The 26,877-nt window shown below is 45.3% G+C and carries 32 protein-coding genes and 2 pseudogenes; 19 read left to right on the top strand and 15 right to left on the bottom strand.

Features of this window, described 5'->3' with window-relative positions; translation table 11 throughout:
• Positions 1-458: 458 nt before the first annotated feature.
• The 3 genes from ACJHX4_RS25975 to ACJHX4_RS25965 all read right to left on the bottom strand — a co-directional run bounded on the left by ACJHX4_RS25975 (position 459) and on the right by ACJHX4_RS25965 (position 1,414).
• The gene (locus ACJHX4_RS25975) at positions 459-740 is read right to left on the bottom strand and encodes a hypothetical protein (protein WP_000077926.1); all 282 of its coding nucleotides are present in this window, start codon (positions 738-740) and stop codon (positions 459-461) included.
• A 49-nt stretch (positions 741-789) separates the two neighbouring features.
• On the bottom strand, positions 790-981 hold the full coding sequence (locus ACJHX4_RS25970) for a hypothetical protein (protein ID WP_000398480.1): 192 nt from the start codon (positions 979-981) through the stop codon (positions 790-792).
• Between the two features lie 91 nt (positions 982-1,072).
• Complete coding sequence (locus tag ACJHX4_RS25965) at positions 1,073-1,414, bottom strand: hypothetical protein (protein ID WP_001151575.1); 342 nt, start codon at positions 1,412-1,414, stop codon at positions 1,073-1,075.
• Positions 1,415-1,786: 372 nt separating this feature from the next.
• Between ACJHX4_RS25965 and ACJHX4_RS25960 the strand changes: the two genes are divergently transcribed.
• From ACJHX4_RS25960 to ACJHX4_RS25920, 9 genes and pseudogenes are all read left to right on the top strand, one after another.
• On the top strand, positions 1,787-2,179 hold the full coding sequence (locus ACJHX4_RS25960; protein ID WP_000341066.1) for a hypothetical protein: 393 nt from the start codon (positions 1,787-1,789) through the stop codon (positions 2,177-2,179).
• 603 nt (positions 2,180-2,782) lie between these two features.
• Positions 2,783-3,076, top strand: coding sequence for a helix-turn-helix transcriptional regulator (locus tag ACJHX4_RS25955; RefSeq protein WP_024136327.1), 294 nt, complete (start codon positions 2,783-2,785; stop codon positions 3,074-3,076).
• A 4-nt stretch (positions 3,077-3,080) separates the two neighbouring features.
• The gene (locus ACJHX4_RS25950; protein WP_000088046.1) at positions 3,081-4,406 is read left to right on the top strand and encodes a type II toxin-antitoxin system HipA family toxin; all 1,326 of its coding nucleotides are present in this window, start codon (positions 3,081-3,083) and stop codon (positions 4,404-4,406) included.
• A gap of 60 nt (positions 4,407-4,466) precedes the next feature.
• Positions 4,467-4,673, top strand: a complete 207-nt coding sequence (locus tag ACJHX4_RS25945; RefSeq protein WP_000134171.1) for a hypothetical protein — start codon at positions 4,467-4,469, stop codon at positions 4,671-4,673.
• Between the two features lie 101 nt (positions 4,674-4,774).
• Complete coding sequence (locus ACJHX4_RS25940) at positions 4,775-5,185, top strand: hypothetical protein (RefSeq protein ID WP_000985911.1); 411 nt, start codon at positions 4,775-4,777, stop codon at positions 5,183-5,185.
• A gap of 12 nt (positions 5,186-5,197) precedes the next feature.
• Positions 5,198-6,013: an HNH endonuclease signature motif containing protein gene (locus ACJHX4_RS25935; RefSeq protein ID WP_001572439.1), complete on the top strand. Its 816-nt coding sequence runs from the start codon at positions 5,198-5,200 to the stop codon at positions 6,011-6,013.
• Between the two features lie 253 nt (positions 6,014-6,266).
• The gene (locus ACJHX4_RS25930) at positions 6,267-6,692 is read left to right on the top strand and encodes a hypothetical protein (RefSeq protein WP_001043843.1); all 426 of its coding nucleotides are present in this window, start codon (positions 6,267-6,269) and stop codon (positions 6,690-6,692) included.
• Positions 6,693-7,145: 453 nt separating this feature from the next.
• A pseudogene (locus ACJHX4_RS25925) lies at positions 7,146-7,366 on the top strand (type I restriction-modification system subunit M N-terminal domain-containing protein); the annotation flags it as partial.
• A gap of 69 nt (positions 7,367-7,435) precedes the next feature.
• Positions 7,436-7,735, top strand: a complete 300-nt coding sequence (locus tag ACJHX4_RS25920; protein ID WP_001572440.1) for a hypothetical protein — start codon at positions 7,436-7,438, stop codon at positions 7,733-7,735.
• A 312-nt stretch (positions 7,736-8,047) separates the two neighbouring features.
• Here ACJHX4_RS25920 and ACJHX4_RS25915 read toward each other — a convergent pair whose 3' ends face one another.
• Positions 8,048-10,087, bottom strand: coding sequence for an ATP-dependent helicase (locus ACJHX4_RS25915; protein ID WP_032192809.1), 2,040 nt, complete (start codon positions 10,085-10,087; stop codon positions 8,048-8,050).
• Positions 10,084-10,938, bottom strand: a complete 855-nt coding sequence (locus tag ACJHX4_RS25910; protein WP_074149649.1) for a hypothetical protein — start codon at positions 10,936-10,938, stop codon at positions 10,084-10,086. Before ACJHX4_RS25910 ends, ACJHX4_RS25915 begins: the two co-directional genes overlap by 4 nt.
• A gap of 762 nt (positions 10,939-11,700) precedes the next feature.
• Between ACJHX4_RS25910 and ACJHX4_RS25905 the strand changes: the two genes are divergently transcribed.
• Entirely contained in the window at positions 11,701-12,039 is a 339-nt protein-coding gene (locus tag ACJHX4_RS25905) for an HNH endonuclease signature motif containing protein (protein ID WP_223231361.1), read from the top strand.
• Positions 12,040-12,100: 61 nt separating this feature from the next.
• On the top strand, positions 12,101-12,304 hold the full coding sequence (locus tag ACJHX4_RS25900) for a hypothetical protein (protein ID WP_001194555.1): 204 nt from the start codon (positions 12,101-12,103) through the stop codon (positions 12,302-12,304).
• Positions 12,305-12,645: 341 nt separating this feature from the next.
• Here the strand turns inward: ACJHX4_RS25900 and ACJHX4_RS25895 are convergent, their stop codons facing one another.
• The 5 genes from ACJHX4_RS25895 to ACJHX4_RS25875 form a co-directional block, all read right to left on the bottom strand.
• Positions 12,646-13,050, bottom strand: a complete 405-nt coding sequence (locus ACJHX4_RS25895; RefSeq protein ID WP_001287392.1) for an H-NS family nucleoid-associated regulatory protein — start codon at positions 13,048-13,050, stop codon at positions 12,646-12,648.
• A gap of 497 nt (positions 13,051-13,547) precedes the next feature.
• On the bottom strand, positions 13,548-13,784 hold the full coding sequence (locus ACJHX4_RS25890) for a hypothetical protein (RefSeq protein ID WP_000175476.1): 237 nt from the start codon (positions 13,782-13,784) through the stop codon (positions 13,548-13,550).
• Between the two features lie 41 nt (positions 13,785-13,825).
• Entirely contained in the window at positions 13,826-14,281 is a 456-nt protein-coding gene (locus ACJHX4_RS25885; protein WP_001572344.1) for a hypothetical protein, read from the bottom strand.
• 59 nt (positions 14,282-14,340) lie between these two features.
• Positions 14,341-15,006 carry a hypothetical protein gene (locus ACJHX4_RS25880; RefSeq protein ID WP_000490638.1) on the bottom strand — a complete coding sequence of 222 codons (666 nt, stop codon included), beginning with the start codon at positions 15,004-15,006 and terminating at the stop codon, positions 14,341-14,343.
• Between the two features lie 57 nt (positions 15,007-15,063).
• Positions 15,064-15,444 (bottom strand): hypothetical protein, encoded by a 381-nt coding sequence (locus tag ACJHX4_RS25875; RefSeq protein WP_001426317.1) that lies wholly within the window; start codon positions 15,442-15,444, stop codon positions 15,064-15,066.
• A gap of 642 nt (positions 15,445-16,086) precedes the next feature.
• Here ACJHX4_RS25875 and ACJHX4_RS25870 point away from each other — a divergent pair.
• Positions 16,087-16,905 carry a DUF4942 domain-containing protein gene (locus ACJHX4_RS25870; RefSeq protein ID WP_000193209.1) on the top strand — a complete coding sequence of 273 codons (819 nt, stop codon included), beginning with the start codon at positions 16,087-16,089 and terminating at the stop codon, positions 16,903-16,905.
• Positions 16,902-18,107 (top strand): hypothetical protein, encoded by a 1,206-nt coding sequence (locus ACJHX4_RS25865; protein WP_001572381.1) that lies wholly within the window; start codon positions 16,902-16,904, stop codon positions 18,105-18,107. Before ACJHX4_RS25870 ends, ACJHX4_RS25865 begins: the two co-directional genes overlap by 4 nt.
• Positions 18,108-18,386: 279 nt before the next feature.
• On the opposite strand, the gene ACJHX4_RS25860 is transcribed toward ACJHX4_RS25865, so the two are convergent.
• From ACJHX4_RS25860 to ACJHX4_RS25850, 3 genes are read right to left on the bottom strand one after another with little or no spacing between them, the layout of a single operon-like run.
• The gene (locus tag ACJHX4_RS25860) at positions 18,387-19,706 is read right to left on the bottom strand and encodes a DUF1173 family protein (protein WP_000078514.1); all 1,320 of its coding nucleotides are present in this window, start codon (positions 19,704-19,706) and stop codon (positions 18,387-18,389) included.
• A 22-nt stretch (positions 19,707-19,728) separates the two neighbouring features.
• A complete protein-coding gene (locus ACJHX4_RS25855) occupies positions 19,729-19,896 on the bottom strand; it encodes a hypothetical protein (RefSeq protein ID WP_000220758.1) in 168 nt (55 codons plus the stop codon).
• 60 nt (positions 19,897-19,956) lie between these two features.
• Positions 19,957-21,384: a DNA cytosine methyltransferase gene (locus ACJHX4_RS25850; protein WP_000833382.1), complete on the bottom strand. Its 1,428-nt coding sequence runs from the start codon at positions 21,382-21,384 to the stop codon at positions 19,957-19,959.
• A gap of 214 nt (positions 21,385-21,598) precedes the next feature.
• Between ACJHX4_RS25850 and ACJHX4_RS25845 the strand changes: the two genes are divergently transcribed.
• From ACJHX4_RS25845 to ACJHX4_RS25820, 6 genes are all read left to right on the top strand, one after another.
• Positions 21,599-22,114: a thermonuclease family protein gene (locus ACJHX4_RS25845; protein WP_001572389.1), complete on the top strand. Its 516-nt coding sequence runs from the start codon at positions 21,599-21,601 to the stop codon at positions 22,112-22,114.
• A gap of 2 nt (positions 22,115-22,116) precedes the next feature.
• Positions 22,117-23,013: a hypothetical protein gene (locus ACJHX4_RS25840; protein ID WP_000975182.1), complete on the top strand. Its 897-nt coding sequence runs from the start codon at positions 22,117-22,119 to the stop codon at positions 23,011-23,013.
• Between the two features lie 47 nt (positions 23,014-23,060).
• Positions 23,061-23,468 carry a hypothetical protein gene (locus ACJHX4_RS25835; protein ID WP_001572392.1) on the top strand — a complete coding sequence of 136 codons (408 nt, stop codon included), beginning with the start codon at positions 23,061-23,063 and terminating at the stop codon, positions 23,466-23,468.
• A 694-nt stretch (positions 23,469-24,162) separates the two neighbouring features.
• The gene (locus ACJHX4_RS25830) at positions 24,163-24,360 is read left to right on the top strand and encodes a hypothetical protein (protein WP_000710701.1); all 198 of its coding nucleotides are present in this window, start codon (positions 24,163-24,165) and stop codon (positions 24,358-24,360) included.
• Positions 24,361-24,696: 336 nt separating this feature from the next.
• Complete coding sequence (locus ACJHX4_RS25825) at positions 24,697-25,158, top strand: hypothetical protein (RefSeq protein ID WP_000185304.1); 462 nt, start codon at positions 24,697-24,699, stop codon at positions 25,156-25,158.
• 29 nt (positions 25,159-25,187) lie between these two features.
• Complete coding sequence (locus ACJHX4_RS25820; protein ID WP_000074418.1) at positions 25,188-25,595, top strand: hypothetical protein; 408 nt, start codon at positions 25,188-25,190, stop codon at positions 25,593-25,595.
• Positions 25,596-25,645: 50 nt separating this feature from the next.
• Here ACJHX4_RS25820 and ACJHX4_RS25815 read toward each other — a convergent pair whose 3' ends face one another.
• Complete coding sequence (locus tag ACJHX4_RS25815) at positions 25,646-26,173, bottom strand: hypothetical protein (protein WP_001027750.1); 528 nt, start codon at positions 26,171-26,173, stop codon at positions 25,646-25,648.
• Between the two features lie 166 nt (positions 26,174-26,339).
• Positions 26,340-26,877 (bottom strand): annotated as a pseudogene (locus ACJHX4_RS25810) (hypothetical protein); the annotation flags it as partial.

Here is a 26,877-nt window from a genome sequence, read left to right as displayed (position 1 = left end):
GATGTCGGTAGGAAGTACTCATCATTTGGAAATGGTTTTTGTGTGGAAACAAAATTATATTCTAGTTGATGAGTACTTCTTTTTTTGTTGCACTTGGATTGTAAATTCAGCACGTTAATATACGGGAGTTTAAATGTTCGCAGAAATCAAAGATAATTATTCGTTAGGTGGATAAAGAAAGGTTGCCATTACCAGCTTTCGACGAGTCGAAAATAAAAACCTTATTTATAGTGACAGGGAGTATGAGCTGACGCTTGCCAATGGAACAATAATTAAAAATGTACTTAGAAAAGAAGAGTGGGAACTGTTAGAAAGCAATTCAATTAAGGTTATATTATAACGAAAATATATTTACAGTTTTGGATAGGTTTCAAACGAGTCCGGACATTTGTACCTGAAGTATCTGACATTACAGTTAAGTGACGATTATGTCAGCACGTCTGTTGCTGGCAGCTTAGCTATCGGTCTAAAAGCTGATCCATTAATAATTCTTCGTAAAGCCCAGAGGTATCGGGCTTTATTACAATATCCGTTATTTCGAAGCGTTCAAGTACAAATTGCAGATATTCCGGAGTAACGTAGTAGGGATCAGGTTCAGCCAGATTAGTATAGAGTGGGTCTTCTGCTGCATTAATGTCATAATCAATGCACATATGAAACCACTGCAAAGGTGGATCCCAGCCTAACATCACCTGAACAATTCCCTGATTGCTTTTCACCTCATACCAGTGCTGGCTCATACTTAGTCCTTAAGAAAATTTGTCATCGGAAAATAACACGAAGCCTGCATCATCGAGGCGCATAACCTTCTTCCCTTAACGCCTGTTGTAATTTATCAACTGCGCTTTTCATTACCCAGGCTTCTTCGTCACTCACAGCACAACCACGTAGATCGCTCCAGCTCAGACGTTTAACAAATTGAGCAAGGGCCATAGTTTCGTTCTCATCAAGCCGCAAACTCAGTGTCTCAATACCTTCCACTATCTAACCTCCCTTATAATGAAAAATGGCGCTTTACTTCTGACCAGATGCCGAAGCCTTGAATGCAGCCGGAACTGTCGTTGTTTCTACTTTACAGAAATGGAATTAAAAAGTGGTGATGCTGGGCACGTTTCTTTTCCAGCCGGGGTTTAAGCCAGAGCTGAAACTCATTCAACTTCTCAGCAGCCAAAACCGCTTCAACGGGGAAAACTTTATATTTACCCTGTTGCTGAGGTTCACCCAGCCATCGCCTGATGGCTCCGTCAGTCCATAAACGAGTCTCTTTTAGCCTAGTTACAGTGACCCATTTTCTGGACCATTCATCAAATTGTCGCTGGCGATCCCGATAACGTTGTTCTTCCTGCTGCCGAAGCCACTCGCGATCAACAGCAAATTTTCGGTATCCAACAAAGAGCCCTTGTACTTTGGCCATGTCATATTCCGGTTGCTTAGAGTTACTCATTCAACCAAAACCTAAACGTCGATACAAACTCTGTTTCATAACCAGGGTTTTATCCTTACCGCGACAGTAAGTAACAGGGGCTGCATAAACCGGTCATTTAGTCCGTTATGCAAAAATTATTGAGGATCCGGGCTGTTAAACTGTTCTTCCTCTTTCGCTTCCGGTGAAAAGGGGAGGTGTCACCCTGCGAGCCCGTGTAGTGAAAGGGATTCGTCGTAATACAGGCCAAAGGCTAACATGACCGCAAAGGACGCCCGGGCGACCGGATACCTGCCGGGTTGTGCGATGTAAAATCCGGAAGCAGTGATAACACAAACAGGCCCCTACAGCGTAAGGATTGTGATGGACGATAAAGAGCAGTTTACGAATCTTGTGGCAAAGCATGCCTCCGGACTCACCGAAGAGCAGCTGGCCGGGTACGATGCCTGTTCCCTGGATGGTGAATGCGTCACGCCTTCATACGAGGTTTTCCGGGGGTATCGTACCCGCCACACACTGGATGAATTTCTGGAGATGGCCATATCGCTGAATGCCATCCACCCGGATGAATATTTAACGGATATGCTGCTGAAGCCTCATGAGGTGATCGGCGCTCTGGCCGATGAAGGCGACCAGCTGAACAACGCCACCCCGGTTTATTTCTTTCCGGATACCGGCGTCTATGCAGCGGCCGTTAGTGAAACCCGGGTGCTCGATGCCTGGCTTTGCTGGCCATGCTACCCGGCGAACTGGTAACGCGGCCGTTGGAATTGCACCGGCCGGATACGAATTTAACCGACCCCGTGGCGGGAAGGCTATCAGAGTTGCATGTCCTCATCCCTCAAGCCCCCTGCCAGGCCCCAACGTGCTGTCAGGCTTCGCCTGATTCCCGATCTGCGCCGATACTTCAGCCGATAACTTTTTGTTTTCTTTTTATTTTCTTCCCATTTCCTCAAAAATCGCGGGCGGCGTGGACAGGGCACCATTGCCGCATGTGGGGTCTTAATAAGGGCAGGGTGGTCAGTTTTGCTCGATGCCAGGGTTAGGCCCTCCCCTTCATGGGATGAGGACATGCAAGTAAGCTAACTATCTGAAATGACGAAGGTTCATTTGGTGAATGTCGCTTCATATTAATGTTGTGTCACTTATGATCGTATGTAGCTGGTTGCAAAGAGGAGCGATGAGACAATAAAGTTGTATCGCTAACAAGATTTATGCTGCCACATAGTAACAGCCTAAAAGTTGTACGCCCTATTTAACAGCTTTTAGGCTGTTAATTTGATATTACAGCTTTTAGGGTGTATGTTTAGGAAACAGCCTGCAAGGTGTATCAGAGGAAACTACTGAGGCCAGCTTATGATCAATAATGATTACCCGTTAAACACGCTCAACCAGCTGCGTCCCTTGCTCATTGGTTTTCGCAAGGCGAATGGCCTGACGCAAAAAGACCTGTCCGAAAGGTTAGGCGTCACTCAACAGACATACTCACGTCTGGAAGCCAACCCTGCCAGTGCGAGCATTGAACGGCTATTCAAGGTGTTTTCCATCCTGGGCGTAAAAATCAGCTTCTCCTCGGCAACCACCTCTTCAGAGAGGAAGCAGACGGAAGAAATGCTTAAATCAAACTCACCTGCACGACAGGAGGATTGGTAACGATATGAGCCGGAAACAGCAACGTCTGGTAATTTGGATGAACGGCATCAAAGTCGGGTACTGGGAAAAAAGCAAAGGGGTAGACAGCTTAGAATACCTTCCTGAATGGGTTGCTGACGAACAGGGAAGGCCGCTGTCATTGTCCCTTCCTTTTACTCCCGGGAACCAGGTCTGGCGTGGAAATGTGGTACGTGACTATTTTGATAATTTACTGCCGGACAGCGAAGGCATACGCAGACGTCTGGCAATGCGTTACAAGGCCGATAGCCTGGAGCCTTTTGATCTGCTGACGGAGCTGGGAAAAGACTGCGTGGGCGCGATACAGCTGCTTCATGACGGAGATGAACCCACTGATTTATATTCCGTGAAGTATCACCCGCTTACTGAATCAGAAATTGCGGCAACTTTGCGTAATACCACGGAGACATTGCTACCGGGCAGGCCAGAAGATAACGACGACTTACGTTTATCTATTGCCGGTGCTCAGGAGAAAACAGCCCTACTGTGGCATGAAGATCGGTGGTGTATGCCGGAGGGTAATACACCAACGACGCATATATTCAAGCTACCGCTCGGACTTGTGGGGAACATGAAAGCCGACATGAGCTCGTCGGTTGAAAATGAATGGCTCTGCTCGGTACTTCTCGGCCAGTACGGGCTCCCCGTGGCAAGAACGCAGATTGCTCACTTTGAAGATCAGAAAGCGCTGGTGGTAGAACGTTTTGACCGAAAATGGTCAGGAGACGGACAATGGATCATTCGTTTACCCCAGGAGGATATGTGTCAGGCCCTGGGCGTTTCGCCATTACGAAAATATCAGGCGGACGGCGGGCCAGGTATATCGGAAATTATGGAGGTTCTGAGTAATTCAGACCGTGCTGAGCGTGACAAAGCGCAGTTTTTTATGACGCAGATAATTTTCTGGATGATGGCCGCAACAGATGGCCACGCTAAAAATTTCAGTATTTCTATTGGGCCACAGGGACGTTATCACCTTACACCAAACTATGATGTGTTGTCGGCATGGCCGGTGATCGGTCATGGGAACAATCAGATATCCTGGCAGAAGTGCAAACTGGCGATGGCCGTACGTGGCAGTAGCAACTATTACCAGATATATCGAATACAACGACGCCACTGGATCAGGCATGGTGAGATAACCGGCCTGAGTAAACAGCAGACAGAGGCGATGATAGAGGAAATCATCGCCAGAACCCCGGGTGTCATTGAACGTGTTAGCGGGCTTCTTCCGGACCAGTTCCCCCAGCAGCTTGCGGAAAGTATTTTTGATGGAATGAGGCAGCAATGCAGGCGCCTGGCTGAGAAATGACAGCCGCAATTTATAGTGTGCATGTTTTCAGAATAGCTGATGTAAGCGTGAGGATTCAGTATGACTGAAGAACAAAAAAGAATAGAGCGGGCTATTGAGTTGGCTTGTCGTTACGGCGGAACCGATGAAATGCATCATCTGCAATGGGTCGTGGATCAGATGGTAAGAGAACTTGCTGGAGAACGTTATGCACAGATTGTAGCTGATGCCACCAGCGGAGAAGATGGGCCTGATACTTACAAATGGAGTGTTGGGATCGCGCCTTAACAGCTGTCGGTCTGGGGGTGAAAACGTATTCTTCATTCAGCGAATTCCCAGGCTTCACATTAAGACTAAAGCGGCGGCCGCAGTAACGTAAGAGAAAATAAATGGCTATTTTAGCAATCATTGCAGTTATCGCCCTGGGTGGGTACGCCTACGGATTTATTAAAACCCGTGAGCTGAGCGCTTTGCGTAAAGAAATGAAACTATACGTGGATCGCATGGAAGCGGCGGAGCTGGACTTACACGCAATCAGAAGTGTAGCGGAGCACCGGTTGCACGGTGCAGGTAAACAGTTTGCCGACCTTTACAGCCGTATCGACGGTGCAACTGTGACGCTGACACCCGAAGATCAGCTGTTACTGGCAACGATGCCATTTAATATTCAGGATGTAGAAGACATCGTAAACGAGCGCGGTCCAAAGACAATTAGCGGCCGTCCATTCTGGGAAGTTGAGCCAGGCCCGCATGATTATGAATATGGCCCGCAATATCCGTATTTCCCAGACCAGCGCTAGGAAGAGATCAAGATGAGAGAGCCAAGACCACGCCATACCTTGCAGGTCATTCGTGTACCTTCTCTGGAGGTTCAGGACCTGGGGCTGACCAGCTTTGATAGCTGGCTTGACGAGCACGGGTATGACAAAACGAATGCCAGAAATAACCGTACCATCTGGGCGAGAGAAGGCGGATGGCATCTGAAACGTTGCAGAAATCTTGAAACTGGCACGGACGATTTCTGGTTTATCGCTTTCGATGGTAAAGGCGGGAAGATTTACCCGCTGAAAACCCAAAGAGACTACCGGGCTGCATATCGTAAGCTGGAAGCAGAAGGTTATGCGCCTGCGGTCATCGAGCAAATGACCACAGGCGCAGCATATAACCTGGCCTATCCACGTTCCACCCTAAAACAAGCTGAGACGGCCACCAGCGAGCCAATTCGGAAACCTGACGTAGATATCCAGGGTGAGCACTGCGAGCGCGTAGTGACGCAACGTAGTGGCGTGGCACAGGGTAAATTCAAAGCTCTGCTCATCGAGAATTTCGCAGGCCGTTGTGCGGTAACCGGTTGGGTTAATGGAGGTGTCCTGGATGCGGCACACATTGAACATGGAACCCGGTACAATCCGTCTAATGGCATCCTGATGACTCCAACAATGCATGCGCTGTTTGATGCCGATCTTATGGGCATAGATCCGGCCACCCTGACCGTTCATTTTAAGCCAGGCATTGAGGTGGGCGAGCTGTTTGAAGGCCGTAAAATCACACCGCTGGTGTACGATCTGGACTTAGAGCGGCTGGCCGTACGCTGGGCAGAATACCAGGGCCTTGCTCAGGACCAATGAAGGGTGACAGCCAGGTTGTGCCTAAACCTGGCAGTAAAACCTGCATGCCACAAACCTTTAAATTCTGACTCAAGAGCCTGGCACAAGATAAAAGCGAAATGAAAAGGTTAAAACCGGTGCACCAGACCTCTTAGGTTTAATACCTGAGCCAGTATACTGGCAGTCTCAGGTAAGTGGGTATCATACACTTCAGAAATATCCACACCGAGATAACCGCAACAGTTAAAGAGCTAAAAAGGACGGTTTTAATTTTATGAATAAAACAGCTTTAATTATGATTCTGGGAATCCTCGGATGTGGTAAAGCATTTGCAGCCACTGAATTACAGCTCCAGCAAAAACGCGTTATGCATTTCTGTGCCAATGCCAGCCTTCCGTTGTTGATTGCCGGTACAACTTATGCGAATACGTCTGACAATGGACGACCAGAAAAAGAAAGAGTGGCAATCCTGAAAAATTCAGTTGCAAGCTCGACAGCTTATAAAATGGCATCTCCCGGAGTTCAGATGGCCATGATGAGCGTGGTGGAAGATATTGCCGATCCGAAAGAATTAGCTCTACATCAAAAAGAAGTTAGACGTCTTGGGGCTAGTTATCTTTCCGACAGCGGTGTTTCATGGGCTTCAAAAACTGTTTCACCATTTACAGCCTGGTGTAACTTTAACCGTTTAGAAAGTTAAGGCTGGCAAGGCGGTTCCTGTTCAGGAAAGTTACTTTCCGTGCGGGGACCGTAAGATACAGATAAAGCTTAAGGCCTTTGAATTTTTGGAAAGCATTTGAAAATTTCATTGCGCTTGTCTGATATGAAACAGCCCTGCATTTCTGCAAAGGCTGAAAGAGTGTGTACGGACTTTGGAAGGAGTGATGATATACGCCTGAGCCATCCCATCACCGCAGACAGGGTAATTAACCCTGACTAAAGCTTTCACCTATTCCGTCGCTCGCAAGCGGCTTTCGCACACTAACGAAGGTATGGCCTTTCGTCGGTGTTAAATTTTTCGGCTATTTGCAATCTGAGGTTGGATTGTAGATTTTAGTTAGAAATGGATCAAAGTCCGTTTTGTGCAAAACTTGGTTGACAACCCTCTTTTGGATGATGTGCCGTTTCGTGCAAAAGTTGGTTGGAGGCCAAGATGGCAGAGTTCGTAGGTTCGGCTGCTTCGCAAGCTGATTTCATTTGGAAGAACGCGGAAGACCTGTGGGGGGGGATTTCAAGCATACCGACTTCGGCAAGATCATTTTGCCGTTTACCCTGCTGCGTCGATTGGAGTGCGCACTGGAGTCTACACGGGAAGCATCGCTCGATAGCCAACCAGCCACGATTGAGTTCTTAGAAGCAGAGTTCAGTGTTGATTTCGATGCGCTGCTATCTTGACCGCCAATCAGACCCGCATGGTTCAGGTTTGTGTATGAGAGTCCCCAAATGGCTGTAGTTCTAACCAAAGCCTTGATTGAAGCCGGCCGCACCGGAAATAGTGGGTACAGAAAAAAGCAGTTGCTTGCGCTGGGCGTAAGTAACCCGCCGAAAAGCGGCTGGATCGAACGACTGATCGGCACTGAGGTATCTGACGAGCAGTACGAACGCTTTCTGGGGCACAGCACGAGCAAGCTGCATATTCCGGTCGAAAATGAACACCTATTCCGGTTTAAAATGAACGCTGATTCCGGCTTGCGTGTACACCGATTCCGGACACCTCAGTGCACGTACTCTGATGTCAGATGAACCGTCCTGTTCCAACGTCTTGGATCCACAACTGCCGCGCTGCGCTTGGCTGCTGGCTTGTTCAGTGAGTCGAAAAGATGCCTCCCCTCAAAGCTCAGCTTCTGCTCGAAGAATCCCTGTCCGCATACTTTCCGGAATCACTGTTCAACTTCACCGGAATACGCACAAGCAGGCTGAACAGATCCTACGCGGAGAGCAGCCAGCCAAGGGGCTTCAGTATGCAAAGCGAGCGAAGAAGCTCGCTTCTGAAAGAAAAGCCACAATTGATCTGGATAACGAGCACCTGTCTGAAATCGAAAAGTATCGGTAGCCCTAGACTTTTAGCCGCTGAAGATCTCTTAGATACCATTGGTGAAACTTGCTGAAGTCAGCCTTCTGTTTCTCTACCGTGCTTTTATAGATCGCATCACTGGTAACCGCACAAGCAGTCCAGCCAGCCTCATAGACGAAGCGAGTAGCTATCGGTGACTTCTTCGGGGTGCTATCCCAGCGGTTTTTGAGCCACCGCGCAAGCCCTTCATCAAGAGGGACAACCAGATTTAGCTGCTGTTTTGTGCGAGTGATACCGACATAAAACAGCCGACGTTCCTCCTCGATTACCTCTTCGGTCGGAGGGGTGTTCATCGATGTGCGAACGCTGTAAACATCATCGGGTTTGCCGCCAGGAAATTCCTGCTCATTCAGCCCGACCAGTATTACGTTATCCCACTCCAGCCCCTTGGAACCATGCAGTGTGGAAAGGATGAAGGGATCGCAGTCAGTTGCAGCCTCGCCTGGATTCAAGATAAGGTTTAAAAACGTGCGGGAATCGATCTTACTGGAGACAAGTAGCTCCTCGATCCTCTTGACCCCTCGTTGCTGGTCGTTCGATCCAGTGCGAGTTACACCCTCAGAGCCAACACTATCAATGAAACCCTCCATACGCAGGCGTAGTAACACATCGATAGCAGGCGTTTCCTCTCCGTCTTTCTGGCAGATAGTGGCGAGCCTGCCCAGCCGATCTTTTTGGTTTTGTGCGCCCTCGAATAACTGGCCTAGAGCAGACCATAGGTCGGCGTGCGGAGCCATCAATCCACTGAGCGCCGCTTTGAATTGCCCTTTCTGCCAGCTAAAACCAGCCTCCTTCAGAAAGCCGTAAACAATCGCTTGTTTGTTGGGATGGTTTTCCAGTAGCCGCAGATCGCCGTACACAGACAGCAAGACGCCAACTACCAGTATCCCGATTTCAGTGCGGGTGTGTAATGCGCTTGAACCATTGAGGTAGCGATAAGGTAGCCCACACAGGCGTAAAGTAATTTCCGCCTCAGCAAGGTTCGCCTTAGTGCGGGACAATATGGCTTGTGTTCCACTGCTCACCGAGAGGTTTGATAGCACCTTGGATAGGCAGTTATCAAAGTGCAATCTGACCTCTGTTTTGGGGGTGCTAGGATGACTGACACAAAGCTTGGTCAGCTTTGTAGAGTTGCGCCGAATTACCGAGTTAGCCATCAAGGAAAGCTCATGGCCAAATCTGAACGTGCATGACAGTTGAAACACCTTCGTATTCGGGTAGTGCTTTTCAAACAGTCCGCCGATAAAGTCTGGTCGAGCACCACGCCACTCATAAATACACTGGTTAACATCACCAACAGCCATAACTGACGTATCCGACTTAGATAGCAAGCGGGTCATGTCATGCTGTATCAGGTTAACGTCCTGATATTCATCAACAATGATGTGCTTGAAGTGGGCACCAAGGCTGCTGTCATTACGCAACAGTGCGACAGCCTCAACCAAACAGTCATCAAAGGTTCGCAGACTGTTTTCCTCCAGCAGCTCACAATAGCGGCCATAGGCGCGAATAAACTCCCGTTTGATGTTGCTGAACGTTGGATCATTGGCAGCATCAACAGGAGTTACGGCCGCCGCCCGGCAGCGAGCAATAAACAGCTCGAAGTTTTCAATTTCATTGGGGTCAATAAAATTCGCCTCATGGTCAAAGCCATAGCAGTAGGCTTGCTTTACCAGTTGCTCATAGCGGTAGTCGCTTGGAGTAATGAGGTCTTTCTTCTTGATTATCTGTTGGCGTTCTCCGTAACCAACAATCTTTAAGGCCAAGCTGTGGAACGTGCGGATTTCTGGAATCACGCTCGACATCAGTGCCGTCTTCAACTTCTCCGTGAAGCTCACCTGCGCCGACTTGTTGTACATCAGGATCAGAATGGAGCGAGGATCAGTTCCCGTCTTGACCAGCCGCTCAACGCGCTTTACAAGTATGGTTGTTTTCCCGCTACCAGGTACGGCTTTTACCAACGCATGTCCGGTGTCATGGCTGACAATACTTTTCTGCTCCCAAGTCAGTCTTTTTGTCATGCCTTAACCTTGTAATTGGCGCACTGACGGGCCTCGGTGTAGGGAACGATCTTTGCTTTACTGTGACATTGCAGATAGCCATCCTCCCATCGGCCTGCTTGCTCGCACATAATGCAGTTGGGAAATAGTGAATGAGGATCGGCGTGACGGATAAAAGCTCGTAAGTTATCTGCCAGCTCAGCGGCCCCTAACGATCTAGGCCATGTGTTCACGTCAGAATTGATTGTTAAATCCACTTCAGCGAGCGGCATCGTTTGTTCGTTGAGTCGGCCGGAACCACTTAAACTCCAGACAGACATATCCACGTTACCTACTGAGCAGACGCCGCTACAGGTGTCCACAGATTGAAACGGGGGAAGCCAGTTGAATACTCTCAGGATCTTCTCCTTGATCGAGTAGGCCCCGGTAAGCAACATCTGAATATCAGAGGCAGATTGGACCTTAAACTCAAGAATCGGGATACCGGCTTCGATCTTGTCTTGAGAGCAGGGGTGTGTGACACAAATCTCTACGTAGCAACGCCTTTCGCCAGTCGTATCATACAACATCACGTCTGGTCGCAGCCCTGTGACCTTATCGTGTTTTTCCAGCTCTGCCTGATCGAAAAATTGAGTCAAGTTGTAGCGTGCAGGCACGGATTTTACGCACTGACGTGCTTCGTCTCTAACTAAGGCTAAATGAGGACCATTACAGGCAACCCGGCGCTCCAGCTCAAGGCTAATAGGCATTTCACGGCTGAGAGCTTGTTGGTAGCGATAGAAGAATGCTTCTTTGCCGCACTTGTGAAGATAGGTTTCAAGGGCACAGCATTCTTCCGAATGGCGAAAGTGCTTAGCGTTGAACTCGCCCATTACCGGGGTCAGGGGGCTCTTACAACCTGGGCAGGTGTAAGTATGTGAGCGCAGGGCAGCGCCAATGTGCGTGAGGGTGCCCTCGTCGTCTAGCGCGTAAGCGTATTGTATTGAGCTGGATTGAGTTGTCATGACTGCGTAGCCTCCCAAAAAAATCCAGCTAAGAACAGACCTTACGACAGGGAAATGGTAAGTAGTGCTTCTTGAAGCAGTCGAGTGTACAGCGGCTCAGTGAAAAAGCTAATCGCCCGCTCAACAACCTAGTGATACTGGTGCAGATTCGACAATGAGTTAATGCCCGGAGAGCATCTGCAAGACTTCTAGCTGGAAGGCATTCCAACCAGCCCTCGCTTCTGAAAAGCCGTCAGGAAACGGTAAAATCCAACCAAGTGAGCAACTTCACTTGATCAAAGATCTAAGGCTAGAATGATGGAATTACAACCTTAGTTTGCAAATAGCCAATTTTTCAAACTTTGCTTACTTTGTCAAGGAAGGTGACCGCAGTAGCAGGCACAACTACTTTAATCTGTATGAATAATAAGGTAGAACCGGCCAGTGAATGAATGCTTACCCTGAAATCAGGCGGACAACCTTCAGGAATATTGATAGCAAGACTGAATCTCTCGCTGCGGCGATAAACATTTCGCCATAACCCTGAACGAGAGTGGTTCATCCATCATATACAGGAGCGTTACATGCGCAAATTTAAGTACATAATCTGTCACCAGTCCTGACCAAGGTCCTTTCGCCCGGGATGTTAGGTTGAATTGCTACGGGCGATGTGTTGTCACCGGCGTAAGGTCCCCCTGGCGTACTGAGGCCGCGCACTTAACGCCACGTCATGAAGAAGGCATTCCCGACGTAACGAACGGAATTTTACTTCGCCGTGATATCCATACACTGTTCGACAATGACCATTGCGCCATAAACCCTGACACTATGAAAATTTACTTCAGCCGGGAGGCCCGGGAGTTGGATGATGATCTCCTGAAATGGCATGGGAATGAGATAGAGACGACACGCATGCAGGTTCCGGTTAACATCGAAAACCTTCGGATACGATGGCAAAAATTTAAGGCTAAGGATCGTCAGCGTAAATAAAGCCATAAGCTGAACCACGGCGAGGATTAGTCTTGTTCACTAAATGACAGCGAGAGATTAAATGCAAACCCAAAAAGAAATTACAGTTGGCCAGATCTGGGAAGAAGTGGATCCAAGACTGATCCGGAAAGTGCGGGTTGTTGAGGTGGCCTCGTTAGAAGGGCCCAAAGGCATCCTTATCGAAAACGTGGAGTCTGGTCGTAAGAACTGGGCGTCGTCATCCCGCTTTAATGGAAAGCGTGGAGGGTATCGTCTTATTTCCTGACGGTTTTGCCAATATGGGAAACTGAAGAGGTTGAAACCATCCCGGTGAGGGAGCATATCTGGTAAAGAAGAGTCTTTAAAAAGGTTTTACGCGACCTGGGATAATAAACGGGAAAACGATACCCAAAAAAAGAATACAGCGATGATAACGATAAGGAATGGTAAGGGCTTCAATATTTTGAGAAATGCCCTGGCTTCCTTTGCATCTGCATTTCTAATCAAACTGTCCACATAGGGATCACAGCTCTTAGGTTCTGAATTTTTCATATGTTCTGTACCTGAAATTGATTCCGTATGAGAAAAGGCCACCGAAGTGGCCTCTATCAAAACTGGTGGCAAAAGTTAGATCAGGAAATCATCAAGACTTTTACCGGCTGCAATTTGTTCTGCCAGAGCTTTGGGGGTACGGCCCTGTCCAGTCCACGTTTTTGTTTCGCCATTTTCATCAGTAAATGAGTATTTGGCCGGGCGTGGTCCACGGCTTTTCTTGGTAGCCGTAGATTTGGCCTGGAATGAGCCAAGCAGCTCTTCCGGGTTGATACCATCTTCTTCCATTAACTTACGCAGGGCGTCAAGTTTCTCCTGACGAGCTTGCAGTTCGGCAGCTTTGGATGATTCTTCCTGACGACGCTCATCAACAATGACATTAAGCTTTTCGAGGATTTCCTCAAGTACTTCTAAAGGCAGCTCGCGGCCCTGGGCGCGAAGAGTACGAATATTGTTTAACGATTTGAGTGCTTCAGACATACGACCCCACTTTCTAATTCTTTGATAAGGATTTACTTAATCATAATACACTCTATAAGGAAAAAGATGCCAGCTTTATGTCTTCAGGTACAAAGATATCTTGCTAAGAATACTCCTTATCTTCCTTGTGCAGACTGTTTCGTGCTTTCGATGTTGTTCATGAGTCTTAAAATCTGCTCACTGTTTAGGGTACTCATGCTGTAAATCAGCAAGAAGGAAGCGCAGAACAACATAAGCAATCGGAAAAGGAAACCATGCCAGTGACAGGCCATATATAGCGGAGATAAACATAGGGTAATTTAACTCACTTACAAAATTCGCTTCATTGTATTGTTGAATCGAAATGGCAGAAGCAAAAATTATAATTAAAGTAAGAAAAATCCACTCTAGCCATCTCTTTTTATAACAAGCATAAGCGAAAGCTGTAGGGTAAAAAATAAAGCAAAAAAATTCCAGCTGCAATTACGTTCATAAAAGTAACTTTCCTGATAGCGCCGTTATTTTTCGAATGCAGTATCATGAACAACTGCCATAACATTGATGATTGGCTTTCTTTTTCTGAAGAACCTTCCGCGCGGCAAAGTTTCTCCCGCTTTGAGACGATAAAGCCAGAAAACATAAGCCGGAGGAACATTGCTGTCAAAAATATCTGAACAAGTTTGAACTGTGATGCCTACTGTATTGTCTTTCCTCATCTCTTTAAAAGTGCCTTGCAATGCAGCGGATAACGTCATTTTTAAGAAACCTTTTTTCTGTTTGAACGGATAGACTTGACTTAGCTGGCTTGACTGTAATGTTTGCCACTAAAGATCCCTCGTTCTGAGGATGCAGGCACTACAAAGTTACCGTCAGGTCTAATCATACGAGTTTGGATGAAATTTTTGCCGGATTTGGTTTTTTCAACCTGGTGCTCGATCTTCCATTCTTCTTTGACGGGACCGGATGACAAATGAACTAGAACCGGTACTTTTTTACGTGTTCTATCCAGAACAATACAATTTGATTTATCCGTATCAAAGCTTCCCTGAAGAGTATTCAAAGAGCAATTATCATATCCCTCAACCGGAACTGCATTACCTTGGATATCAATTTTGAATCCTCCAGCTATTACAATTTCGGGTGCGTTATCATTTAAAGTCTCGTCATAGGCAGCATCAACTACATCGCAAGCAGTAAGAGTAAGTGACGATGCCACAGCAAGACACAATAAAGAAAATCTGTTTTTGAACATATTTGAGACCTTTTATAAAAATAAAATAACAGGAGAATTGTATCATTAACAGTCTAGTTCTAACGACTACCACTTTTAAGTATGTATTGAGCCAGTTTTATATTCAGGCACACCATATTGCACTCTAGCTCTTTCATCATTCTTGAAGAACTCTTAATTAAGTATTCTTCAAGTGGGCCAGCATATGCCCCTGATGTCACGATCGTTAGTTGCGTAAGAGGATGAGTCAAACTCTCAATGCCCTTCAGGATGTCATTCTGGACAGCAGCAATATAAACAGGCGAAGCCGCAATCAAATATTCATCATTCGGGCTGGACTGCATTAACTGGCTTATAGTTGCGCAACGGTTATGCTTACCTAGTGATTTTGTGATGGCTTTCCACCAGAGATCATGCCTGAATGGTACTTGATGAAATGTCGCCTCGTAAGAGGGCACCCGATCTCGACTATTTAAAAACCCCATCCCGGCAGAGATTATCCACAACTCCAGATTTCTGGTTGAGTTTAAAATTTCCTTTGCCGTAGACCAGTGATTACCTGAATACAAGGACAATGCCGGTACCGCCTGATTACTTCTGGCGTCGTCTACAATGTTACTCCAGGCATATGCTGCGTCGTCCGGGGTTTGTTTTGGATCTATGTCCAATGTCGGCCAGACGTGGCCCTGATGATTCTTGCCCTTTGTACAGGAAGTGATTAAGTGTACTGAGCGTTCAGAGAACATTATCTTCCTTACATACCCATAGAACAGCTTTCTAAGAACGGTGGGCTCGCCTGAAAATTACAAATCAGCCCCTTTCACGGCATCATTTTGATTCTTCGCGTCTGCCCCCAGTAAGATGACCGGTTTTCTGCATGACAGTGTTATTCCTAACAAACGCAACACAAAACCACGCCAGCCAGAGCAAATTTTTTCATTTGCTGCGTAAAGCCTATTGTTTTCTCTTTTAAGCTTCGCCCACTCGTTACAGAGGGTAACATCATCAAGCGCTGTTATATGCTTCGCCTCACCTTCGACGATAACGGTATGGATACCGTATGCTGTAAATCTCATACTATTTTCCAGAACCCAGTTGCGGTATTCGTCGAGTCCACCTTCGGAACCGGTAGCTCTGCGCCACATTTCAATTTGCTTGTGTGATGGGTCAAGTGTACTTGTCATTGAAGCCTCGTCTCAGCGATAACGCTTGAAATAGCCCGCTTTGGTCATCATGAAATTAGCCATCTGACTGGCGATTTGATTGTATCTTACTCATAGTGCCCTACCTATAGGTTAAAAAGGGGCATTTTCGCTTTATAGCGTGTTCAGCAGCATCAATCCTCCCAAGAAAGGCTGGCTTATTAAGCCGGTCCATCATTTTCTGTATATCTCTCATCAATTTTTATATCCGCCCTGGAGTGCACCGTTCAAGCACACCGATTAGGCAGATAGTCACTAGTTAACTCTTTACTAGTGACTAAATTCCATTGATATACGTGACAACGTCACGTCATGAAAGCTTATAAATGCCTATTTTTCATACAATGGGATTTAATTAGGAGTAAATCCCATAGGCTTACATAAGGATGACAATTAAAAGCGTTAAATATCAACCAGATAGAATGATTACCCCCAATTAATGGGCTCATCACATTATTTCACTGGCTGGGGTTATTGCTGGCATATCTGAAAGTGCTAATATGTTAGTCATTAGTAATTAGTAAAGCCTTTACTAAACGCGTTTCTACGTAAATTCTATAGGTTTTATAGTGTCCTACCTTTGCTCAAATCAAAATGTTCTGACATACCAAAATGGAGTGTAAAATGACTCAAAACCAGGGTTCTGAGCCAGTACCGGCGAGCCGGACAGGGCAGCTCATCAGCGCCCGGGATATGGCCATGCAGAAATTCGAAGAAGGGATGCGGTTAATCTCGGAAGCGTCGGAACTGTGCGGTCTCTCTCTCTTCACCAGCAGAATTATGCAGCCCAACGCATTTGGTCTTCCGTCGTCACTGGATCGCACCATCGAGGAGGGGCGTAAGGAAATTGACCGTAAAACGTGGAAAAGGCTCTTTGAAGAAACAGGTATGGACCGGTACTGGAACCATAAGCAAAAAGAAGCCTTTAACGAATCCCTTCGTACGGATCCGCCCGTCGCTTCCCTGGAGATTGTTAAGGGAACATTACAGCATGCACTGGCTAACAGACGAGACACCCTTGCAGAAGGTTTCGTTGATGTTCTCAACAAGCTTGACCGAAGTTTCAAAAGCAATGCCAGGCAATATACAATGCCAAAAAAGCTTGTTCTTCGGGGGATTTTTCCTGGTGTGAACGTGCTGAGGTACAACGGTTTCTCGCAGGACAATCACTTTTGTTTACGCGACTTTGAGAATATTGTATGCATCTGTTCTGATACTCCAACACCTGCAACCGGCGGTGGGCTGAGTATGGTCGACAGGCTGACGGCCATGAGAAATACAGAATTCACAGGCGAGGTCAGTGATGAGAATGGCTGGCGGTGTCGCCTGTTTGAGAATGGAAACGTTCATATTTGCATCGACAGTATCTCGCTTCTGAATGCTCTGAACGATCTTATCAGCATATATTTTGCAAACCAGCTTCCGGCCGCAGGAAAAAAATGATGATTGAAAATGATAAAGAAAAAAGCCTGAACGATGCTACCCCGCCAGAGGTGCAGAATGACATCCGCAGCGAATCCACTGAAAAATCAAAGGAAATGGGTCGTTCAAGGTACTCATCTATCGCGATGATCGATTACTTCAATGCAATCGAACGTCTGTGCAAAGAGAAAGAAATTAACCCGGAAAATATCGATCTGAGCTTCAAAGTTCACTGGCTCAGAAACGCTGTTGGCGGCTCGTTTGCAAGGTCACAGGAGATGTTCGCGGAGTACCAGAAGTATGTTAAAGAGGTTCCTGAAGAGGCCCGTTACCTGGATATACCCGATGAGGTAAAGGTTGCACTCGGCGATATTATCTCGTACATCACCTGGCACTACCGTAGAAGCTATACCGCAATACAGAATGATAGTGTTAAAAAAGCTGAAGCACGTAGCATGCAGCTGGAGGAGGAGGTAACGCAGCTGTTACAGCGGCTTGAGCAAAGCGCTACCGATATGGATGAGCTGAAACTTGAGAATCAGGCACTACAGGGTCGATTAGAGATCCGGGACAGTACCGTCAAGGAGTTAGAAACAAGGCTGAATGTTGCCGAAGCAGAACTCGAAACCTGCCATCACCAGTTAGATAGCACACGGCATGAATTGAGCCTCGCACAGCAGTCAAATGACTCACTCTCCCAGCAACTGGCTGAACGTAAAACAGAGATCGCTGGTCACCTTGAATATCAAAAAAAGCTGAACGAAGAGATCAACACGCAGCGTTCTGATAACGCCGGTCTTTCCAGACAATGCGACCAGTTAAGTCAGACTGTGTCAGATACAAAGGCAGAGAGGGACAGGTTTGAACAGGAATTGATTGCTGCACAGAACCTTTGTACTGAGCTGAAAAGTGCACTGTCCGGGAAAGAGGGTGACCTGGTGGCGGTGAATGCCGAGCTTACTGAACTCCATAAACTAAACGAGTCGCTGAGCGCCGACCTGAATAAAGTAACTTTGGTCAGCCAGGGCTATGAAGCGGAAGTGGCTGAACAAAGCAATGAACTCAAAACGCTCCAGGCCAAAGTAATGAAGCTGGAAGCTACCCTGGAGGCGGAGAAAACAATCTCAGAATCCCTAAAAGGCACCATTGATACATTAACTGGTGCAATGGCAGGGGGAGGTACTGGAAAGTCAAAACAGCCGCGTAGCAGAAAAACATCATGATAAATGAAGCCAGGTTGATACACTTCTCTGCATCCCCTGGCACATAAGAACTTCTGCGGACATTCAGCCCGTCCGCAGGAGTTTTCGTCCTTCAGTCAACAAATGCACTACCTTTTTTGAGTCTCCACTTTCCAGAGCAGAAAACACGTTACCGATTCTACCAACAGCTTGTATCTGAGTGATAACCCCAGTCTTGTAATCATCTAGGATCCCTGACAGGAAAGCGTTCAGTTTTGTCTGTTCGCTTAGCGAAAGCATGTAGGACATTTTTTCTCCATTTTAAGCAGGTGTGTCAGTTGAAAGAGGTTTGCGTGATTCTGGAAAATGAGGCAGCACCATAGTTTCAGATGCTGTGGTCGCATCCCAGTGCCACCATCCATAAGGCCCATATTCACGGTTGTAATAATCTTTTTTGAGTTGCTTTCGGGCCAGATAAGCAGGAGTGGCCATACCAAATACTTCCATCGGGAACGGCTTATCGCTTTTTGTGTCGAGCAGGTAGAAGTCAGGGAACACCTCACTAATACTCGCATCATAACGCATGGGCTTAACGTACTGCCGGTGCTCTGCATCCAGCTTTTCTGCAACAACCGCCTCATAGGAGGAGTCCAGAGGTATCCAGTTCTCGCTAACGTGCATCAGCACAATTTGATGAGCTCTTACAGAAGGGCCTCTGCCGGTTACCGCAGCTGGTGACGTCAACGCAAAGACAACTATTTTCGCCCCGGATTTCCATGCTGCGTACTCCGATGAAAATCGTTTCTTTACGCTATCCCAATGGACTTCTGAATTGAAAAAAATCAGCGGTAGCCCCCCAAAATTCCGCAGGGGTAAAAATTTAAGTGGCTTCTCATGCTTTTCAGCATCGTAGCGAGGTAAAACTGACAGGAGCATGAGACGTTTATCACTCATCGCCTGTGATGAAAGACGCTGAATTTGCGACTGAGCGACAGGTTGTTTCGGGTCAGGTACACCAATGAATAAATGGTCACCTATGCAGGCTCTGCCGGTACGAATTTGTTTAGCGGTTTCAAGCAGACGATACCGTACCAGTGAATCGTTACGTTTCCCTGCCATTTTCGGGTACCAGACATTCAGACCAGACTCTGTCCACAAAAGACTAAGCAAGCCCAGGAGGGTCATTGAGGCCTGACCTCCTTCTGGTCGCTGAACATGGGGCAGGGGAGGCACTTCTGATTTTTCAGGAGGATCTTTCTCTGTCATACCGATACCGAGCCTTACAGCCATATCACCTTCGGTTGTAATCCGGACCACACCACTCGCATATCCTTTCAGGCCGGTATGCCGGGCATCAAGGGAGAAGAATACACAGGAAGGATCATGCTCAATGCCCGTGTTAGCGGCTTTGACGAGAATAAAGGCATCACCGTTCGGTAAAGCACGAACATAAAGTCGCTTTTCTCCTTTTCCACGACATCCGCAGGTGATGACTGATTTTTGACCTGAGGTGTGGTGTGCCTTTTTAAGAGCCGACTGCCACCCTTTAGCAAACTCATCCTGCGTTTGAAAGTCAGGTGAATACCTTTTGACGTTTGGATCGTCGTCGTAAGCAATCATCACTGCGAATTTTTGGCTCATAGTAGTCTCCTAAACAGAAAGTTTAATATCCCAACCAGAGCAACACTTCCTGAGCGTCATACTGTTCCTTTACGCCCATGTCGCTAAAGAATTCTTCGAAATCTGTTTCGGGAACGCAATGCCTGGACAGTTCTTGTAATGCTCGTTCTTTAGATACCGTCTCACCTTCAGCTGATTCGAAATACGTCATGGTTGACCTCTGACATTATTACAACAATCTTAAGCATTTAAATTGATGAAGGAGCTCAGGTCAGCTGACTTCGTCGTAAAACTGCCGCAAGCGCTGGGAGGCTGCAAATTCAATTCGTGACTTCAGCAGTTTGGCGACGGCCGCAAAGACATCAACGACCACGGAGTTCCCAAACTGTCTGTAAGCCTGTGTATTGGACACAGGGATACGGAAAACACTTTCCCCGGGTTTATCGAAGCCCATTAGCCTGCTGCATTCACGTGGCGTTAGCATGCGTGGCCGACGGTCCATGTTGTATGTGTTATGGAAATCAGTTTCTCCCAGTTCATGAGACCAGCCCCGATCAATAAGAATTTCAGATCCGTCTTTCATATAGCGGCTTGAGAGGGTTCTGGTGACACTATTAACATTGGAAGGATCTACTAGTCCAAAACCAAAACCATTGCCTTTTGCCGCATGTTTCTTTGCATAGTTGTATAAGTACTCCCAGAGTTTAGGGGAGAGGATGTATTTACTATCTACGCTCGGATCCAGTAAATCTGAGAGAGAAGGGCGCTTGTCCGGATAAAAGTCTTTAATGTCTCTCAGAGTAAAACCGTCTTTCAGACGTAGGTCGCGGCGAAAACCAATAAGGACGATACGTTCACGGTGCTGGGGTCGGAAATGACGGCCATCGATGACTTTAGGATCATCCGCGCCCGTGCTTTCGCTGTTTGCGACGTCGTAGCCAAGCTCATCGAGCGTTTTCATGATGATGTTAAAGGTATTACCCTTATCGTGACTCTTCAGATTTTTTACGTTTTCCAGAACAAAAATTGCAGGTTGTTTTGCCCGGATGATCCTGGCCACATCAAAGAAGAGCGTACCCTGAGTGTCGCACTCGAAACCGTGTTTGCGACCCATAGAGTTCTTTTTACTGACACCGGCGATGCTGAATGGCTGGCATGGAAATCCCGCAAGAAGAACATCATGATCCGGGATAGAGGCATCGATAAATTTGTATGCCTCGTCATCAGTAACCTCGGGCCGGTTGCTAAGAGTGATGTCACGGATGTCTGAATTGAAGCGGTGCTCGTTCTCATCGCAATACCAGTTCGCCCGGTAAGTACGGCTGGAATAAGTATTCCATTCGCTCGTGAAAAGACATTTACCACCGATGGCATCAAATCCGCTTCGCAGTCCACCTATCCCTGCAAACAGATCGATAAAGCTAAAGTGCCTGTCCTCATAATCAGCAGGTCGTGAAGGTATTAAAGTCTGTAGATAGCGTCCATCTGCGATACTCAGCTCACAATGCTCAGGTATGCATGTAACCTGACGTTTAAGGGATGCACGGGACCAATTACTGCCATTTTCATCATTTAATACCTGAGCCAGATATTTCAGGTCATAAATGGTCGAAGCTGTTAACAAAGTTTTGTGGATCAGAGATGGTGTTTTATCCACATCATTCAGGTCTGTCTCAAGATCATGAGTGTAACGTTTCATCCAAACTCTCTCAGGAATAATATCTTTGAGATAGATTAACACGCTTAATTTGGATTATTTTTTGGTTCAGGTTCTAAATTTATTGTGATTATTCTGCCTTTAAGTTGCAAAAAGATTGGTTTTAAGCCCGCCCATGAAATAATGACTTGTTAAAATACTGCCTGTAAATAGGCTTGTGGATACATGTCTGTACTCAACAAATCAAGGTGAAATGATGTTTTTTTTAACAAAGTTACTTTTGCCCATCATGATTGTTGTATTCCCAGTGGCGTCCTGGGGGAACTCAACAACTTTTGAGGCAAAGGTGGTTAAGATTGTTGACGGTGACACCATAACTGCGTTGGATGCTCAAAACACAACCATCAAAATACGGATGTATGGTATAGACGCTCCTGAATCTAAACAGGCTTTTGGCCAAAAAGCAAAACAGGCCTTAACCACAGCTATAGCAACTAAAATCGTTACCGTGATAGACCATGGTACGGATATCTATGGCCGTATGTTAGGTACCATCTGGTTAGATGGATATGATATCAATGCCTCTATGGTGGACAGTGGATATGCGTGGGTTTATCGGTTCGAAGATAACGCCATTGTCCCTGGCTATATCAAATATGAATCCGCAGCACAAAAGGAGGCAAAAGGGTTATGGGCAGACACCAACCCTGTCCCACCATGGCAGTGGAGACAGGCAAACGAAAAGCCCAGAAAGGTGAAAGAGAAGAAATAACCATGATGAAAGAGCCTCATCCGTTACTTCAGTTGGTACTAAACGATTCCGGTCGTCTAACCATGCCTGTTTATTATAGAGATCAACAGTATTGCCCGACTTGCCTTACAAAGGTGTTGAAGAGTGAGGATGGAAGTTTGGCGCACCTCGGGGAAATAAATCAAAATACATGTAGACCTTCTATTTCAGTAGTTGTGACAAAAGCAATTATTGAAATGTTATGTGACGGGGAAAAAATATATGTAAATCCAATACGACACCGAGGCCGGGTGCTGGCACCCTCAGTAATTTTTTCTCCCGACACTCACACTTTCAAACCGTTTATAAATACAGACTATCAGCCTGTGGGAGCAAACTGGAAAAGTGAAAAGGGATATAAACTCGGTCTGTTTTATCTCAAAGATCGAGCCAACTCTATCAATAAAGAGGAATTTGATTTCATTGCCGTTATAGACCCTGAGGCAATGCAGAAAGAATTTATTTCGGCCTGGTCTGAGGTTGATGAAAAAAATCCATTGGAAACGCTGAAGCAGATCTTACGATCTAAAAACAACTCTTCTTTATGGGTAAAATGGCCTGGCAAAATTGAGCATGCGCAAAAAGGAAATTACAACGAAAATTACTGGTTCGATTATCAATCTGATAATCAGGAAGTGAACTGTACGGTCTCTGTTGTAGGTATCGAAGGTAACAGTTCCGGTGAGACAATTTATAGATTGCAAACTTTGCTAAAGCGTAAGCTCAATGAATATCAACTGGTTCGGTCTTTAGGGACTATTATGCTTCTTGATAATACCGGGAATATGATTCCATCAAACCATCCTTATTTTGAAGTCATCTCAAAAGCATGTATAAATGGAGTGCGTGACTTTGTTCGTCAAAACCCGTGGGTAGTCTGACGGTCAACTATAAAGCATAATATAATTAGTAATAACAAGGAACAGACATGAATGAAAACTCAGTAATCTTAATAAGTTTATTTTGGTTTTTTTTGGGATCGAGTGTTGTAGCTGGTTTTATGGATGCATCATTATATTGCTGGATTTTTGCAGCCATAAGCGCATTGTTTCTTCTTTCGGTGATACAAACACCAAAGGAGTTAACGGTATCTATTAGTCATATGACAAGCAAAACGCTGATCTCAAAGACAGATGATGGATACACATTTAGCATTTCACCTTACGGAGACGGGTACCGCTTATCAGTCTCGCCTGAAAATCGTCACAATGGTACCCAAAGCTTTGACGGCTGGTTCCCACGTTTTTTTTCCGAACCACAGTATGCCAAATCATCTTTAACTAAATTTCTCGGTGAGTCCTTAGTATGGGAAGAAGATTCAAGTAATGCTCTATGAGATTACTTATTATAAATTTTTCTATTAATCTCCATGGAGTGATATATGAATTTGGCCTATTTTTTATTTTTGTCTATAACTGTTATGCTTACGAGCTTTATTATTAAATCACTTGTCGTATTGGTAAAGTTCAAATTACTTCGTGATGAACGTCTCGAATATACCAGCAATAAAAATATTGATGAGATGTACGATTTAATGAATGCGAAGGAAGAAATCCTCATAAGGCATCATAAGCAGATGTTGGCATTGCATCTTTCACTATTAATATTCGTTCTATTTATTGCTTACATTTACTAAAAATAATTTTATTCAACATTTCAACAAAGGGTTTTCAATGGAAAGCTTCGAAACTGAACAAATGATTCAATATGCTTTCTACATAAATATCGTAATAACGACTGGTTTGGCATGGTTTTGCTTGCGGTCAGGATTGCATTACAATTTTTTCAGAAAAGCAGAGAGTGCCAGAACAAAAGGGCTGAGTAGTACCTCTACTGAACACGGTCCAGCAATAGTGAGACTAAAGAAGCTACAAGCATTAGTAGATTTTATTAGTAACTGTGCTTTTCTAATCCTTTCAATTGGCACAGCTTATATTTTGTATGTTTGGAGCCACAGTTAACTCATACGAGGTAACTTCGGCAGGTAACAACTTCTAATGCAGGACTTTAATAACTCTAAGGGATTCTACATGAAAAAAGACGATCTAATTACGCGTTGTAAATTACTTAAAGGCGAACGCGATGAGTCTATCTTTACCATATTAATTGGGATAGTAGTAAAGCTGGGGCTGGTAGGCCTGGCATTCTATCTGTTGCTTGGTTCCACGATTGATTGGTCAAGCTGGAAAACTTATGCCGCCATGTTGATCTTGGGAGCATTTCTCTAAAATCTTGAACCTTTTTTCACTCATTACAAGCCATGACCTAGTGCGTAGATCATACGATCTTTAAACCTTATGTCATTGATTTATAAGTACATATAACAAAGATTATGTTAAATACTGTATGTATGTACAGCATCAACAGTTGCCCCCCTCATATTGAGGTAATTGCTACATTCATACCACTATTCTTCTTATAGTATCGACATCCTGAATTATTGCACCCTACTGCTTTGTCTTTAGCTGTTCCGAATTAAAATTCATTGCTCAATTTGGATCACATGACGATCAGCGTATTCCTTTGCTTTATCAAAGTTAAGTTTTTAAAACATAAGATATGTAATGACAAATTCTCAATCTGATTTTCCTTTGAACGATCAAAATTTTCAGGCAGATTTGCTGAAAATCAAAAAGGTTTTCGCCGACCTTATAACGCAGGCATCAGATGGTAAGATACCCATAAGGTCTTCTCATGTACACGGCTTACACCATTTCGAGGAGCTCTACATCCGGGCAAGAGCAGGCATGTGTTCGGTCCTGGGATATCCGGTCATGGTTGTTTCAACTATCTCAGTTAAAGAGCCCGGCACAGGCATTTTTAGAGCGCTTCTTGCAGAATTGAAATGTATTGCAGATGAACAAAATTACATTTTGAAAATTGAAAATGTACTGCCTCCCCTATTCCGCAAATACCTTATTCAAGAAGGTTTTGTTTTCCCAGGTGAACCTTGGATGTGTGGTTCCGGCTATTGGTTTAAGAACCCACAAGTACTTCATGAAAATATTGAGTTATTATCTGTTTAAGTCGATCTAACAATTTCACTGGAGCTAACATGTCCCCGGAATTGGTATCAGACATTGCAAGAGTGGCGCATGAAAAGCTACTTTCAATTTTAACGGAGTGCGGCATAGAGAAGACGGCAGGCACTTGCCTTTTTGCAAGCTATCTTGTGTGTTATTTAGCAAAAACTAAAGGTCTAGATGCTGTTGTCCGTGGGGGTAACGGTGCAGATGATGGCGGTATATTTATAGAGTGTGGTGGCTTTGGCCATTATTGGTGTGAGTTGAATTTCGAAGAAGTGCAATATTATATTGACATCACTTCCGAACAGTTTGGGTTTCATCCATACATAGTGAAACTCGCCAACGATATAACAGGATGGCCTCGATATATTCCTGGTGATCAGGAAACGGTCGATAGTCATTTAGAACAATTATTACGCGACGGCTATACAGAATAGGCTGCGTATACCCTATCGCAGCCTTTCAGGCTCTTAACCCTTGTGACCTGTTAACGGAACCACTCAGGATGACGCTGCCGATCAACTTTGATAACCTGCGAATTAAATTCAACGACATCCGCTGGAGTAAGCATTAATTCATCAGGATTTACAATAAATGGTCTTAAAACCACTTCGCCACCGTCTTCTTTTGCACCGTAGATATTAATAAGAAAGTGCAGTCGTTGATTTCCTTCAGCATTGCGTTGCCATTCTCTAAAAGTCAAAGTTTGTTTAATATAGTTTGTTAAAAGAAATGCGAATTCAGATTCTTCCGTTTGTGAGATACCGATTTTGTTAGACATTTTTTTTAGTATCTTTCCGAGCATGGACACACAGGCATCTAGACTTAACGATGTTGAAATTTTGGTCGTATTAAAATCCTCCTGCGAAAGTGAAATCATCCATGTATTATCTTTATGATAGTCGGTAATATAAATAAAATGAGATGTAAAAGGCGTTGAGTGATTGAACTCTCCTAAGTTCCATCCATACTGACTCACTGTATTTGAGCTAAGTTCTTTGTCGGTAATGTTCATAATTCATACCTTTCGATAAAGTCTGTAATGATAATTAGCTATCTCAAAGGACCAGAACAACTCTTGAAATAACCACACTCGAAGAATTTATCATATTGAACACCCCTACCTAATAACCTTGCCGACTTAATAAATCACAATAGCCCTCCCCTGACATTTTAAAATGCTACTTGAATTTTTGATAGCTTATGGTTGTTTTATGTTCTTTGTGATACGCATATGTCATCTTCTCTTTCCAGTACCAATCTTGTAGATCCTGCAAGTCTAGCCCATTTTTCTCACGTATGCTTTCGTGTAATTCGCTAAGCGCGAGTTTATCATTAGGTTTATAAATGGCTAATTTTTCTTCAAATAAATCCAGCCAACGTTTCCCCATCTTACGACGCAAAACAAACACCATCGTGATAAATGTAATGAAATGCACAGCAATTAGTTCCAACTTATGCGATTGCTGACCAGATAAAATTACTATTGTAACAACAGGGATGGCCGTATATAAAGCAATCAAAGCGACCATAAGTTGGTATGGTTTTTCCCGTATTACCATGTTCATGGGTAAACCAGAGGACGCTACTGCTTGCCAAAATCTTAAAGGGGAGCCCGCAGAATTCGGAAAAAATCGTACGCTAAGGTTTTCCGGGCATCCGTAAGGGCCGAAACTTCCCGTCTTCCAGTCTGCGGCTCTGCCGCCAGACGTAATCGCC

It is taken from the genome of Escherichia sp. WS2035 (assembly GCF_046487065.1).
Taxonomy (GTDB): Bacteria; Pseudomonadota; Gammaproteobacteria; order Enterobacterales; family Enterobacteriaceae; genus Escherichia; species Escherichia coli.
Note: the sequence above shows the minus strand (reverse complement) of the source record. Positions and strands in the feature narration are given on the sequence as shown.

Excerpts from the sequence above, each read along its gene's own strand:
- ACJHX4_RS25870 (WP_000193209.1), top strand. The coding sequence starts at position 16,087 with ATGACTCAAAACCAGGGTTCTGAGCCAGTACCGGCGAGCCGGACAGGG.
- ACJHX4_RS25975 (WP_000077926.1), bottom strand. The coding sequence starts at position 740 with ATGAGCCAGCACTGGTATGAGGTGAAAAGCAATCAGGGAATTGTTCAG.
- ACJHX4_RS25875 (WP_001426317.1), bottom strand. The coding sequence starts at position 15,444 with ATGACAAGTACACTTGACCCATCACACAAGCAAATTGAAATGTGGCGC.
- ACJHX4_RS25885 (WP_001572344.1), bottom strand. The coding sequence starts at position 14,281 with ATGTTCAAAAACAGATTTTCTTTATTGTGTCTTGCTGTGGCATCGTCA.
- ACJHX4_RS25965 (WP_001151575.1), bottom strand. The coding sequence starts at position 1,414 with ATGGCCAAAGTACAAGGGCTCTTTGTTGGATACCGAAAATTTGCTGTT.
- ACJHX4_RS25850 (WP_000833382.1), bottom strand. The coding sequence starts at position 21,384 with ATGAAACGTTACACTCATGATCTTGAGACAGACCTGAATGATGTGGAT.
- ACJHX4_RS25940 (WP_000985911.1), top strand. The coding sequence starts at position 4,775 with ATGGCTATTTTAGCAATCATTGCAGTTATCGCCCTGGGTGGGTACGCC.
- ACJHX4_RS25930 (WP_001043843.1), top strand. The coding sequence starts at position 6,267 with ATGAATAAAACAGCTTTAATTATGATTCTGGGAATCCTCGGATGTGGT.
- ACJHX4_RS25900 (WP_001194555.1), top strand. The coding sequence starts at position 12,101 with ATGCAAACCCAAAAAGAAATTACAGTTGGCCAGATCTGGGAAGAAGTG.
- ACJHX4_RS25815 (WP_001027750.1), bottom strand. The coding sequence starts at position 26,173 with ATGAACATTACCGACAAAGAACTTAGCTCAAATACAGTGAGTCAGTAT.
- ACJHX4_RS25915 (WP_032192809.1), bottom strand. The coding sequence starts at position 10,087 with ATGACAAAAAGACTGACTTGGGAGCAGAAAAGTATTGTCAGCCATGAC.
- ACJHX4_RS25920 (WP_001572440.1), top strand. The coding sequence starts at position 7,436 with ATGGCTGTAGTTCTAACCAAAGCCTTGATTGAAGCCGGCCGCACCGGA.
- ACJHX4_RS25910 (WP_074149649.1), bottom strand. The coding sequence starts at position 10,938 with ATGGGCGAGTTCAACGCTAAGCACTTTCGCCATTCGGAAGAATGCTGT.
- ACJHX4_RS25890 (WP_000175476.1), bottom strand. The coding sequence starts at position 13,784 with ATGACGTTATCCGCTGCATTGCAAGGCACTTTTAAAGAGATGAGGAAA.
- ACJHX4_RS25895 (WP_001287392.1), bottom strand. The coding sequence starts at position 13,050 with ATGTCTGAAGCACTCAAATCGTTAAACAATATTCGTACTCTTCGCGCC.
- ACJHX4_RS25830 (WP_000710701.1), top strand. The coding sequence starts at position 24,163 with ATGAAAAAAGACGATCTAATTACGCGTTGTAAATTACTTAAAGGCGAA.
- ACJHX4_RS25950 (WP_000088046.1), top strand. The coding sequence starts at position 3,081 with ATGAGCCGGAAACAGCAACGTCTGGTAATTTGGATGAACGGCATCAAA.
- ACJHX4_RS25880 (WP_000490638.1), bottom strand. The coding sequence starts at position 15,006 with ATGTTCTCTGAACGCTCAGTACACTTAATCACTTCCTGTACAAAGGGC.
- ACJHX4_RS25825 (WP_000185304.1), top strand. The coding sequence starts at position 24,697 with ATGACAAATTCTCAATCTGATTTTCCTTTGAACGATCAAAATTTTCAG.
- ACJHX4_RS25945 (WP_000134171.1), top strand. The coding sequence starts at position 4,467 with ATGACTGAAGAACAAAAAAGAATAGAGCGGGCTATTGAGTTGGCTTGT.
- ACJHX4_RS25860 (WP_000078514.1), bottom strand. The coding sequence starts at position 19,706 with ATGAGCCAAAAATTCGCAGTGATGATTGCTTACGACGACGATCCAAAC.
- ACJHX4_RS25960 (WP_000341066.1), top strand. The coding sequence starts at position 1,787 with ATGGACGATAAAGAGCAGTTTACGAATCTTGTGGCAAAGCATGCCTCC.
- ACJHX4_RS25935 (WP_001572439.1), top strand. The coding sequence starts at position 5,198 with ATGAGAGAGCCAAGACCACGCCATACCTTGCAGGTCATTCGTGTACCT.
- ACJHX4_RS25865 (WP_001572381.1), top strand. The coding sequence starts at position 16,902 with ATGATGATTGAAAATGATAAAGAAAAAAGCCTGAACGATGCTACCCCG.
- ACJHX4_RS25835 (WP_001572392.1), top strand. The coding sequence starts at position 23,061 with ATGAATGAAAACTCAGTAATCTTAATAAGTTTATTTTGGTTTTTTTTG.
- ACJHX4_RS25820 (WP_000074418.1), top strand. The coding sequence starts at position 25,188 with ATGTCCCCGGAATTGGTATCAGACATTGCAAGAGTGGCGCATGAAAAG.
- ACJHX4_RS25840 (WP_000975182.1), top strand. The coding sequence starts at position 22,117 with ATGATGAAAGAGCCTCATCCGTTACTTCAGTTGGTACTAAACGATTCC.
- ACJHX4_RS25855 (WP_000220758.1), bottom strand. The coding sequence starts at position 19,896 with ATGACGTATTTCGAATCAGCTGAAGGTGAGACGGTATCTAAAGAACGA.
- ACJHX4_RS25845 (WP_001572389.1), top strand. The coding sequence starts at position 21,599 with ATGTTTTTTTTAACAAAGTTACTTTTGCCCATCATGATTGTTGTATTC.